Source organism: Streptomyces sp. NPDC038135, from assembly GCF_055601245.1.
On sequence record NZ_JBVJXS010000002.1, the window covers coordinates 162158 to 178285 of the forward strand.

Here is a 16128-nt window from a genome sequence, read left to right on the forward strand (position 1 = left end):
TGGCGTGCCGTGATCATCGTGCACGTCGGTCCCAACCGGAGGGAGCCGCGCGGTAATCCCGCCCGCGGGCTATTGGCCGAGGAACCGCTCCAGCGCCTCCACGACGAGCCGGTGGTCCTGGAGCTGGGGCAGCCCGGAGACCGTCACCGTGCCGATGACGCCCACGTTCTCGACGTTTATGGGGAAGGCGCCGCCGTGTGCCGCGTAGGCGTCGGCGTCCAGGCGGGAGGACTCCTCGAACGTCGTGCCCTTGGCCCGGAAACGGGCGCCTACCAGGTACGACGAGGCGCCGTAGCGCTCCACCACCCGGCGCTTGCGCAGGATCCAGGCGTCGTTGTCGGGAGTGGAGCCGGGCAGGGCCGCGTGGAAGAGCTGCTGGCCGGCGCGGTGGATGTCGATGGCGACCGGGGCCTGGCGGTCCCGGGCCAGCTCGACCAGCAGCGAGCCGAGCGTCCACGCGTCGTCGTAGGTGAACTGCCGGAAGACCAGGCGGCGTTCCTGCCCCTCCAGCTCCTCCACGCTCGGGGTGATCTCCGGGGCGAACTTCGGGGTGATCTTGGGGCTGTGCATCAGAGGGTCACCGTCACCTTGTCGCGGGCGGACCGGCGGGCCGCTTCGAGTACGTCGAGGGCGGCGGCCGCCTCGAGGGCGGGCACCGGGTTGGGGCCCGCGCCGGTGAGGGCCGCGGCGACGGCCGCGTAGTAGGCGGGGTAGTCGCCGGCGAGGGTCGGCACGGGGCGGCCGCCGCCGGTCACCGGGGACTCTCCCCCAGAGGGGGGACCCCCAACGCCGAGCCGGCCCCACAGCGACTCGGGTTCCGTGCCCCAGTCGGCGCTGGTGCCGGGGCGCTCGTCCGCGCGCAGGGCCGCCTCCTGGGGGTCCAGGCCGTACTTGACGAAGCCGGCCTGCGAGCCGAGGACCCGGAAGCGCGGGCCGAGCTGGGCCGTGGTCGCGGAGACGTAGAGGTGGGAGCGGACACCGCTCGCGTGGGTGAGCGCGATGAAGGTGTCGTCGTCGGTCTCCGCACCCGGGCGGCGGATGTCCGTCTCGGCGTACACCTCGGTGACCGGGCCGAAGAGGACCAGTGCCTGGTCGACGACATGGCTGCCGAGGTCGTAGAGCAGGCCGCCGATCTCCGCCGGGTCACCGGACTCGCGCCAGCCGCCCTTCGGGCGCGGGCGCCACCGCTCGAAGCGGGACTCGAAGCGCCAGACGTCGCCCAGCTCCCCCTTCTCCAGCAGGGCGCGCAAGGTCAGGAAGTCGTTGTCCCAGCGGCGGTTCTGGAAGACCGACAGCAGCAGACCGCGCTCCTCGGCGAGGGCGGCCAGCTGCCGGGCCTCGGCCGCCGTGCCCGCGACCGGCTTGTCCACGACCACCGGCAGACCCGCTTCCAGGGCGGCGGTCGCGAGCGGGACGTGCGTCTTGTTCGGGGAGGCGATGACGATCAGGTCCAGCTCGTCCGCCCGGCCGAACAGTTCCTCGGGGGTGCCGACGCAGCGGACGTCCGGGAACTCGGCGCGGGCCTGCTCCTGCCGCTCGGGGTTCGAGGTGACCACCGTGTCCAGGGTCAGGCCCTCGGTGGCCGCGATCAGCGGGGCGTGGAAGACGGAGCCTGCGAGGCCGTAGCCGATCAGGCCGACGCGGAGGGGGGTAGCAGTCATGCCTTCTACTTTCGCAACGCTGTTGCCAAAGTGCAAGCGGCGGGGACAATGGGGGGATGGGCGGCGTCGACAACGTGAGCAGCGTGAGCAGGACGAAGAGCGGGCCGGTCGGAGCGAATCTGTTCGCGGTGCGGTCCCACAACACCGCACTGGTGCTGGATCTGCTGCGCGGCGCCGGGGCGGCGGGGATCAGCAGGCTGGAGCTGGCCGAGCGGACCGGGCTGACCCCGCAGGCCGTCAGCAAGATCACCGCGCGGCTGCGGGAGGCGGGGTTCGCGGCGGAGGCCGGGCGCCGGGCGTCCACCGGGGGCAAGCCGCGCACCGTGCTGCGGCTGGTGCCGTCGGCCGGGCACGCGGTGGGGGTGCACCTGGACCGGGACGAGCTGCGGGCGGTGCTGGTGGATCTCGACGGGGCCGTCGTGGGCGAGCGGTCCGCGGCGCTGGATCTCGGGGGTGAGGCGCGGGCCGTGCTGGGGATGGTCGCGGGGGAGGTGTCGGGGCTGGTTGGGGAGGTGCTGGGGGCCGGTGACACATCTGGTGACACCTCCGGCGGCCTCTCGGGCGGCCTTCCGGATGGCCTCTCGGGTGGGCTTTCCGGTGTCGGCTCGCTGCTCGGTGTGGGAGTGGCGCTTCCCGGGCCGCTCGATCACGCGCGGGGGGTGCTGCACCGGGTCACCGGCTTTCCGGAGTGGGACGGGTTTCCGCTGCGGGACGCGCTGGTGGAGCGGCTGGGGGTGCCGGTGGTGGTGGACAAGGACACGAACGCGGCGGCTCTGGGGTTGTCGGTGGGGGTGTGCGGTGGTGCGGGGGGCGGCCGGGTGGGGGCTGGTGGTGACGGCGTTGACGGTGGTGACGGCGGCGGTGGTGGGTCGTTCGCCTATCTGCATCTCGGTACGGGGCTGGGGGCGGGGCTGGTGATCGGCGGGAACGTGCACCGGGGGGCGCGTACCGGGGCGGGGGAGTTCGGGCACCAGGTCGTGCAGCTCGACGGGCCTCCGTGCGAGTGCGGGAACCGGGGGTGTGTCGAGGTGCTGTGCCTGGGGGCCGTGGCGCGCGGCGACGTGCGGGAGGCGGCGCGGGTGCTGGGGGTGGGGGCGGGGAATCTGGCCGGGCTGCTCGACATCGATCTGGTGCTGCTCGGGGGGCGGACGGTGGCGGGAGCGCCGGAGGTGTTCGTGGCGGGGGTCTCGGAGGTGCTGGCTGCTCGGGCTCGGGATCGGCGGGAGGGGGGTGGGGGGTGTGTGCCGGTGCGGGTCGTGGGTGGGGAGCGGGTTGTCGCCGAGGGGGCTGCGCAGTTGTTGTTGGCGCCGGTGTTTGGGCGGGCGGGGGGATAGGGGGCGCGTGGGGTGTCGTGGTTGGCGGTGCCTTGTCTTGGCGGTGCTGCGGTGTTGGTGCTCGGCCGGCGGTGACGTGCTTGCCCGTGCTTGCCGGGGGCGCGGTACTGGTGCTCGGCCGGCGGTGATGCGCTTGCCCGTGCTTGCCGGGGGCGCGGTACTGGTGCTCGGCCGGCGGTGATGCGCTTGCCCGTGCTTGTCGGGTGCGCGGTGTTGGTGCCGGCTGGTGGGTGTCTCGCGTGCCGGTGCTCGTCAGTTGCTCAGCGTCGGTACTGGCCCAGGGGGTTTCGCTCGCCCGCGCTTGCGGGTGCCTCCCCCAACTCTCGGCTTCGCTCGGGCGGGGGGACCGCCACCGCCCACCCGTGCCGCCCCTAGCGGCACGCATACCCGCAGTCAGGCGGGCTCGGCGCTCGCAGCGGAGCCGGAGTCCGGGGCTGGACGGGCTCTGCGCCCCGGGCTGCCCGCGCCCAGTGCCCAAGGCTGCACGCGCCCAGTGCCTCGGGCTGCACGCGCCCAGTGGCCCGGGCTGCACGCGCCCAGTGCCCAAGGCTGCACGCACTCACGGCCCACGGCCCCCGGCCTTGCGCTGATCGGTGGGAATTCGGTGGGTGTGCGGTGTGGTGGGGCGGGGTTGGTCGGGGGTTCCGGGATGGTCATGTGTTTATGCGACTGTGTGCGTGCGTGTCCCTGTCCCTGGGTCTTGCCGCAGGCGCCGCGTTCGGGCCCGTTCCGTCGGCCGCTGCCCAGGCGGACGCGACGTGTGCGGCGTCCGGCGACCGTGCCTTCCCGCTGGCCACCCGCATCCACGGCGGGCCCGGCGCCTACGAGGCGGGCGGTGGATTCGGCACCTGGTACCTCGACCTCACCAACTCCACCACCCGGACCTGCACCGACCTCCACCCCGTCGTCGTGCTCGTCGACGACAAGCGTGCCCTGAAGCCGTCCCAGCCCAAGCTGGAGTTCTACGACGGCGCCCGCACCCTGCCCGTCGGCTTCGAGAGCACCGACGCCCAGGAACTGGTCGGTGTGCTGGACGCGGACGGGTTCGGCGGTTTCACCGTGCCGCCCGGCAGGACCGTCACCGTCAAGCTCAGGCTCTCCCTCACCTCCGACGCCGTGTCCGACCAGGTCACCGCGAACGCCGCCGTCGTCCAGCGCCGGGGCGAGGACGGCGACTGGGTGGGTCAGTCCAACGACTACCGCTTCGCGATCAGCGGCGGGGGGAACGGGCGGGAGCAGGGCGAGGACCAGGAGCAGAAGCAGGAGCCGGAGGAGGAAGGAGACGGGACGCGGACGCCCGAGGACGGCACCGGGACCGCCGGCCCGGACGGCAGCCCCAGTCCGGGCGGTACGGCGAGTCCGGGCGGCAGCGCAAGTCCCGGAGCCGCGACCCCGGTCAGCTCGACGGACCCCGGGACCGGGCCCCGGCCCACGGCCGGCGGCGCCGATCCGGGCACCAGCTCGCTGCCCTTCACCGAGGCCGCGCAGCAGGCCGGGGAGCGGGACCGGGAGCTCGCCCGCACCGGGATCGGCGTCGCCCGCGGGCTGCTCGCCGCCGTCACCTCGCTCCTGGTCGTCGCCGGCGGCGCCTTCCTGCTGGCCCGCCGGCGCCGCTGAGAGCGGCTCCGCCCCGCGCCTTACTGACCTGCGACGTGCCCGGGTCAAGATCCCGGGCACCTGATTAGGCTGGTGGCGTCGGTACGCCGTGGTTCCGGCGCCCCCGTTCTTGGCCGTACGCATGTCAGGAGACGCAAACGCATGGCAGACCGCAAGCCCATAGAGTCATGGCTCACCGACATGGACGGCGTCCTGATCCACGAAGGGGTCCCGATCCCCGGTGCCGACGCCTTCCTGAAGAAGCTGCGCGACTCGGGGCGGCCCTTCCTGGTGCTCACCAACAACTCCATCTACACCGCCCGCGACCTGCACGCCCGGCTCCGGCGGATGGGCCTGGACGTGCCGGTGGAGAACATCTGGACCTCCGCCCTGGCCACCGCGCAGTTCCTGGACGACCAGCGGCCCGGCGGCAGCGCCTACGTCATCGGCGAGGCCGGTCTGACCACCGCGCTGCACGACATCGGCTACATCCTGACCGACCACGAGCCCGACTTCGTGATCCTCGGTGAGACCCGCACGTACTCCTTCGAGGCCCTGACCAAGGCCGTGCGGCTGATCAACAACGGTGCGCGGTTCATCGCCACCAACCCCGACAACGTGGGCCCCTCCACCGAGGGCGACCTGCCCGCCACCGGCTCGGTCGCCGCCCTGATCACCGCGGCGACCGGCAAGAAGCCGTACTTCGTCGGCAAGCCCAACCCGCTGATGATGCGCGCCGGGCTCAACGCGATCGGCGCCCACTCGGAGACCTCCGCGATGATCGGCGACCGGATGGACACCGACGTCCTGGCGGGCCTGGAGGCCGGGATGCGGACCTTCCTGGTGCTCACCGGTGTCACGCAGCCGGACGACGTGGACCGCTACCCCTTCCGTCCCTCGGAGGTCGTCGACTCCATCGCGGACGTGGTCGACCTCGTCTGAGGCCGGTCCCCGGCCGTGGACCGGGGGACCGCCCTGAACAGGGAGTCTCCGACCGAGTCCCACCCGTTCGGAGTAATCGCGCGCCTCCCGAGGATGCGGAGGCGCGCGGTACGGGGGAGCCTCCCAGTGTCTGGAGGTTCACGATGGGCTCACAACGCCTCACTCTCTGTACCGGGACACTCTGCGCCGGACTGCTCGCCGTCACCGCCCTCACCACGGCCGCCTGTGCGAACGACGGCGAGCGAGGAGTCTCCGTGACCCCGGTCTCCCCGGCGCCCGGCACCGACGTGTCCCTGCGGGTGCGTGGGTGCAGCGCGGCGCGGGCCGTCGCCGCCTCGAAGGCCTTCGTCGCCGACGCCCGGCTGACGTCCGACATGGGCGTCCTGAGCGGCGACACCCGCGTGCGCGCCTCGGTCGCGCCCGGTGTCTACGACGTGCGGGTCACCTGCGCCGACGTGGCGCTGGACAGCAAGATCACCATCGGGCGCGCGGGCGTGACCCGGCCGCAGCAGCCGGGTGACGCCACCGGCGGCACGGTGCAGGCCGACGACGCGTCCGGCACGCTCACGACGGCCGCCTCGCCCGTCGCGCCGGTCGCCGCTGGTGGTGGCGGCACCGCGCACTTCGCCACGGTGGCCACCGACGGGTCCGGCCCCGGCGCCGGCCAGGCGGTGACCGGGCTCGCCCTCGCCGGGATCGCCGCGGCCGCCGTCGGGCTGCGCAGGGCCCGCCGGAGCCAGGGCACGGACTGAGCGCGGGCAGCGGCACATGTCCGACGAGTACGGGCACAGCTCCGCCACCGGGCGCCTGGTCACCGTCCTGGCCTGGACGCTGCTGCTGTTCGGGCTGTGGCTGTGGGGACGGGGCGTCACCGGAGTGCCGCAGAGCCCGGCGGGGCCCGCGACGGGCGACGTGGCCGGGATCGGCCGCGCCGAGGCGGTCCGGCTGCCGCCGGCGGCCCAGCCGCTCGCGGCCGCGGTCCCGCAGCGCCTCGACATCCCTCAACTGGCCGTCACCGCACCGGTCGTGGCCCGGGGGCTGGACGCGCGGGGCGCCATCGAGCCGCCCCCGTTCGACCAGCCGGGAGTGGTCGGCTGGTACGGCTCCGGTACGAAGCCCGGCGCGGCGGGGGCCGCGCTGCTGGTCGGGCACGTCGACACCGAGACCCGGCCCGCCGTGTTCTACAAGCTCAGCACGCTCAGGGCCGGTGACACGGTCCGGGTGGTCCGCGCCGACGGCCGGGTCGCCCGCTTCACGGTCGACGATGTACGCGTCCTGCCCCGCGACGACTTCGACGCGAGGACGGCCTACGGCCCCCGGAAGGCGGGCCGCGCCGAACTCAGGCTGATCACCTGCGGCGGCACCTTCGACCGGGCGAGCCACAGCTACACGGCCAACGTGATCGTCTCCGCGTACCTGACCGGCACCGGCCCCTGACCGCCGGAACGACCACCTGAGCCGCCTTCAGGCACCCGCGGACGCCACCCCCGAAAGCGGCCCCAGCCCACCCGAGCGCCACCCCCGAGGCCGCTTTCACCCCGTTCGAGCGCCCCCCGAACCCCCGCCCGCAGCCCCCGAGCGACCTCGTGACCGGCCCGGTCGGTGTGCCACGATTGGCACCCGGAACGATGCGCCCAGGGGGAATCGCATGCACGACAGCAGGGGGGCCCGCACCGCGGCACGGGTACGGGCGTCCGCGGCGGTGCTGGGGGCGGCGCTGCTGCTCGCCGGCTGCTCGTCCGGCGGGGACGGAGCGGACGACGCGAAGGCGGACATCGGCCAGCGGCCCAAGTCCGCCGACCCGTACTGGGTGAACCCGGACGGCAACGCGGCCCGCCAGCTCGCCGCCTACGAGAAGGCCGGCAAGAAGACCGAGGCCGAGCGGATCCGCCGGATCGCCGAGCAGCCGACCGGGGAGTGGATCGGCTCCGAGAACCCCGAGCAGGAGGCCCGCGGCTTCACCGAGGCCGCCGAGAAGGCCGACCGCACGGCACTGCTGGTCCTCTACAACATCCCGCACCGCGACTGCGGCCAGTACTCGCAGGGCGGCGCCGCCGACGGCGACGGCTACCGCGCCTGGATCGACGGCGTGGCCCGGGGCATCGGCGACCGTGCCGCCACCGTCGTCCTCGAACCCGACGCCGTACTGCACCTCGTCGACGGCTGCACCCCGGACGAGTTCCACGAGGAGCGCTACGACCTGCTCAAGGGCGCCGTCGCCAGACTGAAGTCGCTGAAGAACACCAAGGTCTACCTGGACGCGGGCAACGCCGGCTGGGGCCACCCCGACCAGATCTTCGAACCCCTCCGCCAGGCCGGCGTCGACCAGGCCGACGGGTTCGCCGTCAACGTCTCCAACTTCTACTCCACCGAGGACTCCATCGCCTACGGCAAGCAGCTCTCGGCGAAGGTGCGCGGCAAGCACTTCGTCGTGGACACCAGCCGCAACGGCAACGGCCCCTACACGGGCGGCGACCCCGCCCAGCGGTGGTGCAACCCGCCCGGCCGGGCGCTGGGGCAGGCCCCGACGATCAGGACGGACGACCCGCTGGTCGACGCCTACCTGTGGGTCAAGCGCCCGGGGGAGTCGGACGGCACCTGCAAGGGCGGTCCCAAGGCGGGCGAGTGGTGGGCCGGTTACGCCCTCGGGCTGGCCAAGTCGGCCGCGCGGTAGGCACGGAAGGGGCGCCCTCCCGTGCGGAGGGCGCCGCTTCCGGCCCGCTGAACCCGGCCGTGCCCCAGCGGGCCCGGCGCAGGCCGGCTCAGGGGACCTTGACCCACTGCGCCTTGCTGGGCGTCCCCTGGGCGTCGTCCACGAACAGCATGTACCAGCCGGACTGCACCAGGTTCCGGTTCTTCGGCACGGTCACGGTGATCTTGTCTCCCGACGTGGTGAAGTCCAGCGCGATGGACCGCTGGTCCACGTCCGTCACATGGGTCGAGGCGCTCGGCCGGATCAGCCGCACCTTCCTGATGCCGGAGGCCTGCGCCGAGGTGAACGTCCCCGAGGTGCCCCGGGCGATGGTCTGCGGCCCTCCGCCGAGCGACGGCCGCGAACCCCGGTACAGGTACGGCGGGGTGTAGATCTCGATCCGCTGCTCGAACTTGCCGGGCCGGGTGTTGGCCGCGTCCGCGTACAGCGAGTCGGACCCGAAGAACATCACCCGCCCGTCCGGCAGCAGGATCGACCCGGAGTGGTAGTTGCGGCCCACCAGCGGGTCGGCGACCTCGGTGAAGCTGTTGCTGTCCGGGTGGTACATCCGGGCCTGCAGGATGTTGGAGTCGCCGCGCCCGCGGTAGTCCTCGGAACCGCCGGAGACCAGCACGGTGTCGTCGGGCAGGATCGAGGTCTGCGGGTACCGGGTGCCCTTCTCCAGCTCCGGTCCGTCCACGAACCGGGGGTTCTTCGCCTTGAGGTCGATCAGCCGGGTCTTCCTGCTGGACAGCTTGGACTCGCCGACCCCGCCGCCGCCGACCACCATGAACTTCTCGTCCTGGGCCGGCGGCAGCAGCACCGTGCCGGACGTCTCCATCAGGTCGGCGTCGCCGAGCCCCGGCAGCTTGGTGAACTTGTTGGTCTCCACGTCCCAGACGCCCGGCTTGCGGCCCACGTTGTCCGGTCCGTAGCCCGCGTTGGAGCCCGAGTAGAAGACCTTCCCGTTCTGCATCAGGAACAGCGCCGGGTACGTCGGGAACTGCCGGAGCTTCTTCGTGTAGGTCCACTTCTTGGTCTTCGGGTCGAAGACCTCGTTCTTGCCCGGCACGAGCTGGCCGATGTCGTCCAGCCCGGAGACGCTGAGGACCTTGCCGTCGGACAGGGTGGTGAGCGTCGGGTACCAGCGGGCCTCGTTCATCGGGTCGACCTTGATGTACCGCTCGGCGACCGGGTCGAACTCGTAGGCGTCGCGGATGCCCTGGAAGTCCTTCTTGTCCAGCGCGAGCTTCTGCGCGATGCCGTAGGTGTTGCGCGCGTCGGCGCCGCTCAGGCCCTGGATCCGGTAGTTGTCCTGGGTGCCCGTCTCGTACTTGGCGCCGCTGCGCTGCGCCTCGACGTAGATGCGGCCGAGACCGGGGTCGTTGCGCAGGAAGGCGCCGGTCTGCGGGTCGAACACCTTCTTCGCGCGGGGCACCAGCACCGGGTCCTTGGAGACGAACGTCCTGCCGTTGGTCCTGCCGGTGAACCGGGTGCCCGCGGGCAGCGTGATCGGCTTGTCCGGGTTCTCGTTGTGGACGATCATCAGGCCGCCGGCCTTGGTGACGTCACCCTTGAGCTTCTCGTACCGCTTGGTGCCGCCCGCGATCAGCAGGTTGCCGTTGGCGAGCTGGGTGTGCCCGGTGCAGAACAGGTCGGTGGGCGTGGGGATCTTCTTGATCGTGCCCTTCACCGGGTCCCAGATCCGGGTGTCGAACTGCTTCCTGTCGAAGTTGTCCTGGTTGTTGCCCGACCCCGCGACCAGCAGCACCTTGCCGGTGTGCAGCAGCGCCGCGTGGATGGTGTCCTGCCGGTACTCCGGTGGGAACTCGACGATGTCCCACTTGCCGTTGGAGGCCTTGTACTCCGGCTTGTTGATCTTGTACTGGTGGTACTGCTCGGTTCCGAAGCGGTAGAGCCACGGCCCGTTCATCCCGGCCAGCGCGACTACCACCGCCGTGCCTATCGCGAGTCGGCGAGCACGGCGGCGGCCGGCCTGGTCCTTCATTCCTTACGTCCCCCAAGTCCACCAAGGGCGATCTGCATGGTCTGGTCGTTGCCCGCGGCCGGGCCGGCGTGGCCGGTCCACTGCTGCGGGACCTGCGGCGCCTGGGCCGCGTAGCCGGCGGGCACCGCGTCCTGCGGCCCGGCCGCCGGGACGGGCGCGGGCGCGGACGCCGGGACGGGCGCGGGCGCGGACGCCGGGACGGGCGCGGGCGCACCGGCGGCGTGCCGGGGCCGCTTCTTCTGCTGCCGCAGCTCGTGGCGCCAGACGAAGACCGGTGTCGCGGTGATGAGCAGGGCGAACGAGGCCCAGGTGATCATCGCCGGATGGGCGTGCCCGAGGACGAGACCGGCGGCGATCGACGCGCCGAAGATCGCGATGAAGTACCAGTGGTACCGGAAGGTGCCGAACCAGGTGTCCGGGCTCGCCGAGTCGCCCTTGGGCGTGACCACGAACTTGCTCTTGCGGCGCAGCACAGAGTCGATCAGGGCCTTGGCGTACAGCGGCGCGGACAGCGCCGACATCACCATGCCGGCCACACCGCCGGAGCCCTCCGGTTCGTGCGGGGAGACGTTGTGCCGGCGGTTCCAGATGTACAGGCCGATCTGGAGCGCGGAGGCGTTGCCGTAGAGCATCAGCCACACGGTCGGGTCGATGTTCACACCCGAGGCGCCCAGGCCCAGGAACAGGGCACAGCTCAGGGCCGCGAGGATCCAGTTCAGGGCGGACATCGGGTAGAAGATGATCATCATCGTGTAGTTGAAGAGCTTGCCGGGCGGCAGGGTGAAGAAGCCCTTCCAGTACTGCTTGAGGATCGTCTCGTAGGTGCCCCGCGACCAGCGCATCTGCTGGGTGAAGAAGTCGGTCCAGGCGTTGGGGCCCTCGCCGACCGCGAGCACGTCCGGGGTGTACACGGACTTCCACTTGCGGCCGGTGGCCGGGTTCTTGGCGCGGTGCATCTCGAACCCGGTGGCCATGTCCTCGGTGATCGAGTCGTACAGGCCGCCGATCTGCTTGATCGCCCTGATGCGCACGGCGTTCGAGGTGCCCACGAACATCGGGGCGCCGTACCGGTTGCCGGCCCGCTGGATGAGCGCGTGGAAGAGGAACTGCTGCGACTCGGCGGCCTTGGTGACGAACGTGTCGTAGTTGCCGTAGACCTGCGGGCCGATGACGAAGCCCACGTCCGGGTCGCGGAAGTAACCGAGCATCCGCTCCAGGTAGTTGGGCAGCGGCACGTGATCGGTGTCGACGGAGGCGAAGAAGTCGTAGTCGCCGCCGTGCGCCTCCAGCCAGGCGTTGTAGTTGCCGTGCTTGGTCTTGGCGCGGTGCGGGCCCTTGGCCTGGTTCCACCGGGCGACGCCCTTGCGGGAGAAGTGGTGGACGCCGAGCCGGGCGCAGACCTCCTTGACGGCCGGGTCGTCGCCCTCGTCGAGCAGCCAGACGTGCATCAGGCCCCGGTGACGGAGCTTCACGGCCGCCTCCAGCGTCTTGGTCACCATCTCCAGCGGCTCCTTGCCGGGCACGAAGGAGGTGAGGAACGCGACGCGCGTGCCGGTCTCCGGCACCACCGGGACCGGGTCGCGGGCGACCAGGGTGGCGTGCGCGTTGGACAGCACGTTCATGCAGCGGAAGAACTCGATCAGGCCGATCGCGACCAGCATCACGACGTCCAGCGCGGGCAGGAAGTCGTAGGCCGGGTAGTCGCGTTCGGTCCAGTGCTCCGGCTGCAGCAGCCAGAACAGCAGCACCAGCGAGAGCACCGGGGCCGCGCCGAGCATGAGCGCGGCCCGCAGACGGTGCGGCTCCTGCGAGAGCAGCGAACGGTACTGCACCTGGTAGGGCTTCGCCGGGTCGGGCTGGGTGAGGGGACCCGAGAGGCGGCTGTAGTGCTCGTAGTCGTATCTGGGCAGGCTCTTCTTTATTCGGCGGAACTGGCCGGTCCGATGCGTCACCGCACGCAGCTGTGTGGTCTGTGACGGATCGTCGTGTTGTTCGTGGCTCTGTCCGGCGCCCGTCGGCGTCGACGTCATGAGTCATCCCCCCACACGCGAGTCACCGCGTGTTTCGTCGGTCTTATACCGCCCGGTCGGGGTCCCCTCGGCCGTCACAGGCGGACACAGTGGTGGTCGCGGTCACCATGTCCTGCACACCTTATAGACACGGGATCGCGGCCTTCCGGTTGCATGATGCCCCCCTCGGCATCCGCTCGCTGAGCAGGGCCCCCTCCCCGCCGGCCGGCAACCGGTTGCTTCCCCCCAACTGCCGCGAAGACGCGACTTCGTGGCATCCAGGGTTCTACGCCGTCCAGCGTGATCGCAAGACGGGAAACGTGGAGTTTACCGGTCAAACCCGTTGATTGTGGCGCGGGTGGTGTTCGGGGGGCTCCGGTGCGCCGGTGGGGGAGAGCCGGGCGCGGACATGGCCGAAGTGGTCCCGTATGGCCTCCTCCGCCCGCAGGGAGTCGCCGGACCCGACCGCGTCCAGGATCTCCCGGTGCTGCCGGCAGGTGACCCGCGGGTCCTGCGGCCCCTCCAGCAGATCCCGCCGGACGCGGTGGAAGGCGTCCCAGAACGCCTCCAGCACCTCGCTCAGCAGCACGTTGTCCAGCCCCCGGTAGAGGGTGGCGTGAAAGGCGCGGTCGGTCTCGGCGAGGTCCGCCCCGTCGGCGGCCTCCTGTTCCATACGGGTGACGAGGGCGTCCAGTTCAACGAGGTCGGACTCGGGCAGCCGCCCGGCCAGCCGGGACACCAGTCCGGTCTCGACGGCCTCGCGCAGCTCCAGGAGCTGCAGCAGGGAGTCCTCGCCCCGGTAGTGCCCGGCGACCGTGCGGAAGGCGAGCCCCTCGATCATCGGGGCGAGCGACATCGGGCCCACATAGGTGCCGAAGCCGTGCCTGATCTCGACGATGCCCATCGCCTGCAGTGCCTTCAGCGCCTCGCGCACCGAGTTCCGGCTCGCCCCGAGGTGCTCCATCAGCTCGGGCTCGGTCGGCAGCGGGGCGCCCGGGGGCAGTCGTCGGTCGACGATGAGCTTCTTGATCCGCTCCTGCAGGTCCCGGGCCGCCATGGCGAGAGGGTATCCGGCCGATCGGGGGGGAGGGCCCGGTTCCGGCCCGAGGCGCCGGTCGCCGCGGCCAGGGGGTGCGAGTGGCGAAGCCCCCACGACGCGCGGTGGAGCCGCGCGAAACAGAGATGGCGAGGTGGTTCGCGCTTCACGCGAACACTCCTCGCCATCGTCATCGTGCGCCGCCAGGGACTCGAACCCCGGACCCGCTGATTAAGAGTCAGCTGCTCTAACCAACTGAGCTAGCGGCGCCTGCTGACGAGAGAACTCTACCCGACCGGCGCGGGTGCTCCCGACCATGTGCTGCGCACGGGGGAGCCGGTCATACGGGATGTACATCATTCGGACCGTCAGCATGCGCACCGTGACGACAGTTGTGAGACTGGGCATCGTGCACAGAGGCGGACATATCCACCCCGAATGTGAGGCAGATCGCATGACCGCTCCGGCGTTCGAAGAGGTCGCCCCCGGGCGCGAGTGCGACTGCCCGTCCTGCGTCCACGCGCGGCGGGCCGGCTCCCGCCCGCTGTCCGGGCGCTCCGGCGGCCACCTGGCGGCCCGGGGAGTGGTGATCGTGGCGGCCGCCGCGTCCGCCGCCCTCGGCGCGCTCACCCCGGCCGCCGCCCTCACCGCGCCCGAGTCCCCGCACCGCCCCGGCGACCCCGGGGACGGTGAGCCGGCCACCCCGCAGGGCGTCAAGTCGCCGCTGCACGGCCCGGCCGGGCCCCTGCCCGACCCGGCCACCACGCCTCCGGCCGCCCCGCCCCCCGCCACCCGGACCCAGATCATCAACCGGGCGAAGGTCTGGGTGGCCGCGAAGGTGCCGTACAGCATGGAGGACTACTGGACGGACGGTTACCGGCAGGACTGCTCGGGCTATGTGTCCATGGCGTGGGGGCTGGGCTCCAACGAGTGGACGGGCAGCCTCGACCAGTACGGCGTGAAGATCACCAAGGACGAGCTGCTCGCCGGCGACATCCTGCTCTTCCACAACCCGGACGACCCCGAGCGCGGCTCCCACGTCGTGATCTTCGGCGGCTGGACGGACCACACGCACACCTACTACACGGTCTACGAGCAGACGCCCCCGCATGCCCGCACCCAGGCCACCCCCTACCCGTACTGGAGCAACGCCTCCAAGTACGTCCCCTACCGCTACAAGGGCGTCGTCGCGGACACCGCGGGCTCGCAGGCGGCGAGCGACGGCAAGGCGCCGCGTCCGGTCACCGGCCGGGCGGGCCCGTCCGGGCCGGCCTTGCACGGGGTGCCCGGCTACCCCGGCCGGGCCCGGTTCCGCCCGGGCGAGGTCAACGCCCACGTGACCGAGCTGGGGGAGCGGCTGGTGCGGAAGGGGTTCGGCCGCTTCTATCCCACGGGGCCCGGTCCGCGCTGGGGCGACGCTGACCGGCGGGCCGTGGAGGCCTTCCAGCGCGGCCAGGGCTGGCGCGGCGGAGCCGCGGACGGCTACCCGGGCCCGGAGACCTGGCGCCGCCTGTTCTCGTAGGCGCCGCTCCCCCCGTCCCGGCCCGCACGGCCCCGCGGCCCGTCCCGACCGTTCCCCTTCCCCCTTTCTCACTGTCATGACGCATCTGGCGCGGAGGCTGGAGCACGCATGAGTACGACCACGTCACACACGTCGGAGTCCGAGGAGCAGCCGGAGAGCGGGCGCCCGGCGGGCGGCACGGCCACCCGGCCGGCCCGGCTGATCCAGAACGAGGCGACCACCGAGATCCCCGTCCACCTGCTGTTCCGCGACGAACCGGAGGCGGCGTCGGTGCCGGTGCGGCCGGCGGTGGTGGCCCGCCGGCAGGGCACCGGCGAGCAGCCGCGGCTCAGGCGGCCCGTGCCGGCCCGCTGCCGGACGGCGCCGCGACTCGACCCGGAGCTGGCGGAGCGTCCGGCCCGGGTGCTGCCCGGTCTGGCCGGGGTGCTGGCCGGCGCGGGCGGGCTGGTGGGCGGCCTGGTCACCTCGTGGTGGGCGGGTGTCCTGCCGCCGCTCGCCTCGGGGGCGCTGCGCCTGCCGCCGTACGGGGGCGCCGGACTCGGTCCGGCTCAGTGGGCGGCGTTCGCCGGGTCCGGGGCGCTCGGTGTGCTCGGCTTCGGCGGACTGGCCCGGGGCCGCACCGGACAGGCCCGGCTGCTCGGGCTGTTCGGCCGCTACCGCGGCACGGTGCGGCGCACCGGCCTGCTCTGGGTGAACCCGCTCCTGCGCCGCCGCCGGGTGGACGTGCGGCTGCGGCACTGGCGCAGCGAGGTGATGCCGGCGGCGGACGCCAACGGGGTGGCGCTGCGCGTGGTGGTGCTGGTGGTGTGGCGGGTGCGGGACACCGCGCGGGCCGTACTCGGCATCGACGACCACGAGACCTATCTGCGGGAGTGCGTGGAGGCGGCGCTGGCCCGGGTGCCGGTGGAGATGCCCGCGGGTGCGGGCGGCGGCGTGGCGGCGGCCGGGGAGGCGCTGACCCGGCTGGTGGTGGCGGACGCGGCGCCGGTCGGCCTGGAGGTCTACTCGGCGCAGCCGGTCCGGGTGGAGTACGCCCCCGAGGTCGCCGCCGCGATGGACCGGCGCCGGATCGCGGCGCTGGACGCCCGGGAGCGGGCCGGGATGCTCAACTCGGTCGTGGACTCGGTGGAGGACACGGTGACCCGGCTGACCATGCGCGGCCTCGTCGAACTCGACGACTACGAGCGCAAGGTGCTCGTGCGGGACCTGACGGTGGCGTTCTGCTCAGGGCGCTCGGAGCGTGTGTGACGGACCTGGGGATTGGTCTGGACATGTTCAAGACACGGCAATAATCTGTGACTTGGTCTAGACCTACTGCACGGCTCAGC

The 16128-nt window shown here is 72.4% G+C and carries 13 protein-coding genes and 1 tRNA gene; 8 read left to right on the top strand and 6 right to left on the bottom strand.

What is annotated here, in order from left to right; translation table 11 throughout:
* Positions 1-69 precede the first annotated feature (69 nt).
* Positions 70-570: a heme-degrading domain-containing protein gene (locus ACZ7JA_RS05085; protein ID WP_450744174.1), complete on the bottom strand. Its 501-nt coding sequence runs from the start codon at positions 568-570 to the stop codon at positions 70-72.
* Positions 570-1661, bottom strand: a complete 1092-nt coding sequence (locus ACZ7JA_RS05090; RefSeq protein WP_393440543.1) for a Gfo/Idh/MocA family protein — start codon at positions 1659-1661, stop codon at positions 570-572. The genes ACZ7JA_RS05085 and ACZ7JA_RS05090 overlap by 1 nt, the downstream gene beginning before the upstream one ends.
* Before the next feature lie 56 nt (positions 1662-1717).
* Between ACZ7JA_RS05090 and ACZ7JA_RS05095 the strand changes: the two genes are divergently transcribed.
* The 6 genes from ACZ7JA_RS05095 to ACZ7JA_RS05120 all read left to right on the top strand — a co-directional run bounded on the left by ACZ7JA_RS05095 (position 1718) and on the right by ACZ7JA_RS05120 (position 8207).
* Positions 1718-2995 (top strand): ROK family transcriptional regulator, encoded by a 1278-nt coding sequence (locus ACZ7JA_RS05095; protein WP_470807240.1) that lies wholly within the window; start codon positions 1718-1720, stop codon positions 2993-2995.
* A gap of 681 nt (positions 2996-3676) precedes the next feature.
* Entirely contained in the window at positions 3677-4612 is a 936-nt protein-coding gene (locus tag ACZ7JA_RS05100) for a hypothetical protein (protein WP_389446504.1), read from the top strand.
* 141 nt (positions 4613-4753) lie between these two features.
* Positions 4754-5533: an HAD-IIA family hydrolase gene (locus ACZ7JA_RS05105; protein ID WP_389299056.1), complete on the top strand. Its 780-nt coding sequence runs from the start codon at positions 4754-4756 to the stop codon at positions 5531-5533.
* 254 nt (positions 5534-5787) lie between these two features.
* Entirely contained in the window at positions 5788-6285 is a 498-nt protein-coding gene (locus ACZ7JA_RS05110) for a hypothetical protein (RefSeq protein ID WP_450744181.1), read from the top strand.
* A gap of 16 nt (positions 6286-6301) precedes the next feature.
* The gene (locus tag ACZ7JA_RS05115; protein ID WP_389446508.1) at positions 6302-6970 is read left to right on the top strand and encodes a class F sortase; all 669 of its coding nucleotides are present in this window, start codon (positions 6302-6304) and stop codon (positions 6968-6970) included.
* A gap of 211 nt (positions 6971-7181) precedes the next feature.
* Positions 7182-8207 (top strand): glycoside hydrolase family 6 protein, encoded by a 1026-nt coding sequence (locus ACZ7JA_RS05120; RefSeq protein ID WP_470807243.1) that lies wholly within the window; start codon positions 7182-7184, stop codon positions 8205-8207.
* 88 nt (positions 8208-8295) lie between these two features.
* Here the strand turns inward: ACZ7JA_RS05120 and glxA are convergent, their stop codons facing one another.
* From glxA to ACZ7JA_RS05140, 4 genes are all read right to left on the bottom strand, one after another.
* The gene (glxA, locus tag ACZ7JA_RS05125) at positions 8296-10233 is read right to left on the bottom strand and encodes a radical copper oxidase GlxA (protein WP_470807245.1); all 1938 of its coding nucleotides are present in this window, start codon (positions 10231-10233) and stop codon (positions 8296-8298) included.
* Complete coding sequence (locus ACZ7JA_RS05130; RefSeq protein ID WP_470807246.1) at positions 10230-12263, bottom strand: glycosyltransferase family 2 protein; 2034 nt, start codon at positions 12261-12263, stop codon at positions 10230-10232. Before ACZ7JA_RS05130 ends, glxA begins: the two co-directional genes overlap by 4 nt.
* 313 nt (positions 12264-12576) lie before the next feature.
* Positions 12577-13299, bottom strand: coding sequence for a FadR/GntR family transcriptional regulator (locus ACZ7JA_RS05135; RefSeq protein ID WP_389446516.1), 723 nt, complete (start codon positions 13297-13299; stop codon positions 12577-12579).
* A 175-nt stretch (positions 13300-13474) separates the two neighbouring features.
* Positions 13475-13548, bottom strand: a tRNA-Lys gene (locus ACZ7JA_RS05140).
* A gap of 184 nt (positions 13549-13732) precedes the next feature.
* Between ACZ7JA_RS05140 and ACZ7JA_RS05145 the strand changes: the two genes are divergently transcribed.
* Positions 13733-14800, top strand: a complete 1068-nt coding sequence (locus ACZ7JA_RS05145) for a peptidoglycan-binding protein (protein WP_470807248.1) — start codon at positions 13733-13735, stop codon at positions 14798-14800.
* A gap of 108 nt (positions 14801-14908) precedes the next feature.
* Positions 14909-16048, top strand: coding sequence for an SPFH domain-containing protein (locus tag ACZ7JA_RS05150; RefSeq protein ID WP_389446520.1), 1140 nt, complete (start codon positions 14909-14911; stop codon positions 16046-16048).
* The last annotated feature ends 80 nt before the right edge of the window (positions 16049-16128 follow it).

What these genes read in the sequence shown, in the direction of transcription:
- ACZ7JA_RS05085 (WP_450744174.1), bottom strand. Translation starts at nt 570, where the DNA reads ATGCACAGCCCCAAGATCACCCCGAAGTTCGCCCCGGAGATCACCCCG.
- ACZ7JA_RS05090 (WP_393440543.1), bottom strand. Translation starts at nt 1,661, where the DNA reads ATGACTGCTACCCCCCTCCGCGTCGGCCTGATCGGCTACGGCCTCGCA.
- ACZ7JA_RS05095 (WP_470807240.1), top strand. Translation starts at nt 1,718, where the DNA reads ATGGGCGGCGTCGACAACGTGAGCAGCGTGAGCAGGACGAAGAGCGGG.
- ACZ7JA_RS05105 (WP_389299056.1), top strand. Translation starts at nt 4,754, where the DNA reads ATGGCAGACCGCAAGCCCATAGAGTCATGGCTCACCGACATGGACGGC.
- ACZ7JA_RS05115 (WP_389446508.1), top strand. Translation starts at nt 6,302, where the DNA reads ATGTCCGACGAGTACGGGCACAGCTCCGCCACCGGGCGCCTGGTCACC.
- ACZ7JA_RS05120 (WP_470807243.1), top strand. Translation starts at nt 7,182, where the DNA reads ATGCACGACAGCAGGGGGGCCCGCACCGCGGCACGGGTACGGGCGTCC.
- glxA (WP_470807245.1), bottom strand. Translation starts at nt 10,233, where the DNA reads ATGAAGGACCAGGCCGGCCGCCGCCGTGCTCGCCGACTCGCGATAGGC.
- ACZ7JA_RS05130 (WP_470807246.1), bottom strand. Translation starts at nt 12,263, where the DNA reads ATGACGTCGACGCCGACGGGCGCCGGACAGAGCCACGAACAACACGAC.
- ACZ7JA_RS05135 (WP_389446516.1), bottom strand. Translation starts at nt 13,299, where the DNA reads ATGGCGGCCCGGGACCTGCAGGAGCGGATCAAGAAGCTCATCGTCGAC.
- ACZ7JA_RS05145 (WP_470807248.1), top strand. Translation starts at nt 13,733, where the DNA reads ATGACCGCTCCGGCGTTCGAAGAGGTCGCCCCCGGGCGCGAGTGCGAC.
- ACZ7JA_RS05150 (WP_389446520.1), top strand. Translation starts at nt 14,909, where the DNA reads ATGAGTACGACCACGTCACACACGTCGGAGTCCGAGGAGCAGCCGGAG.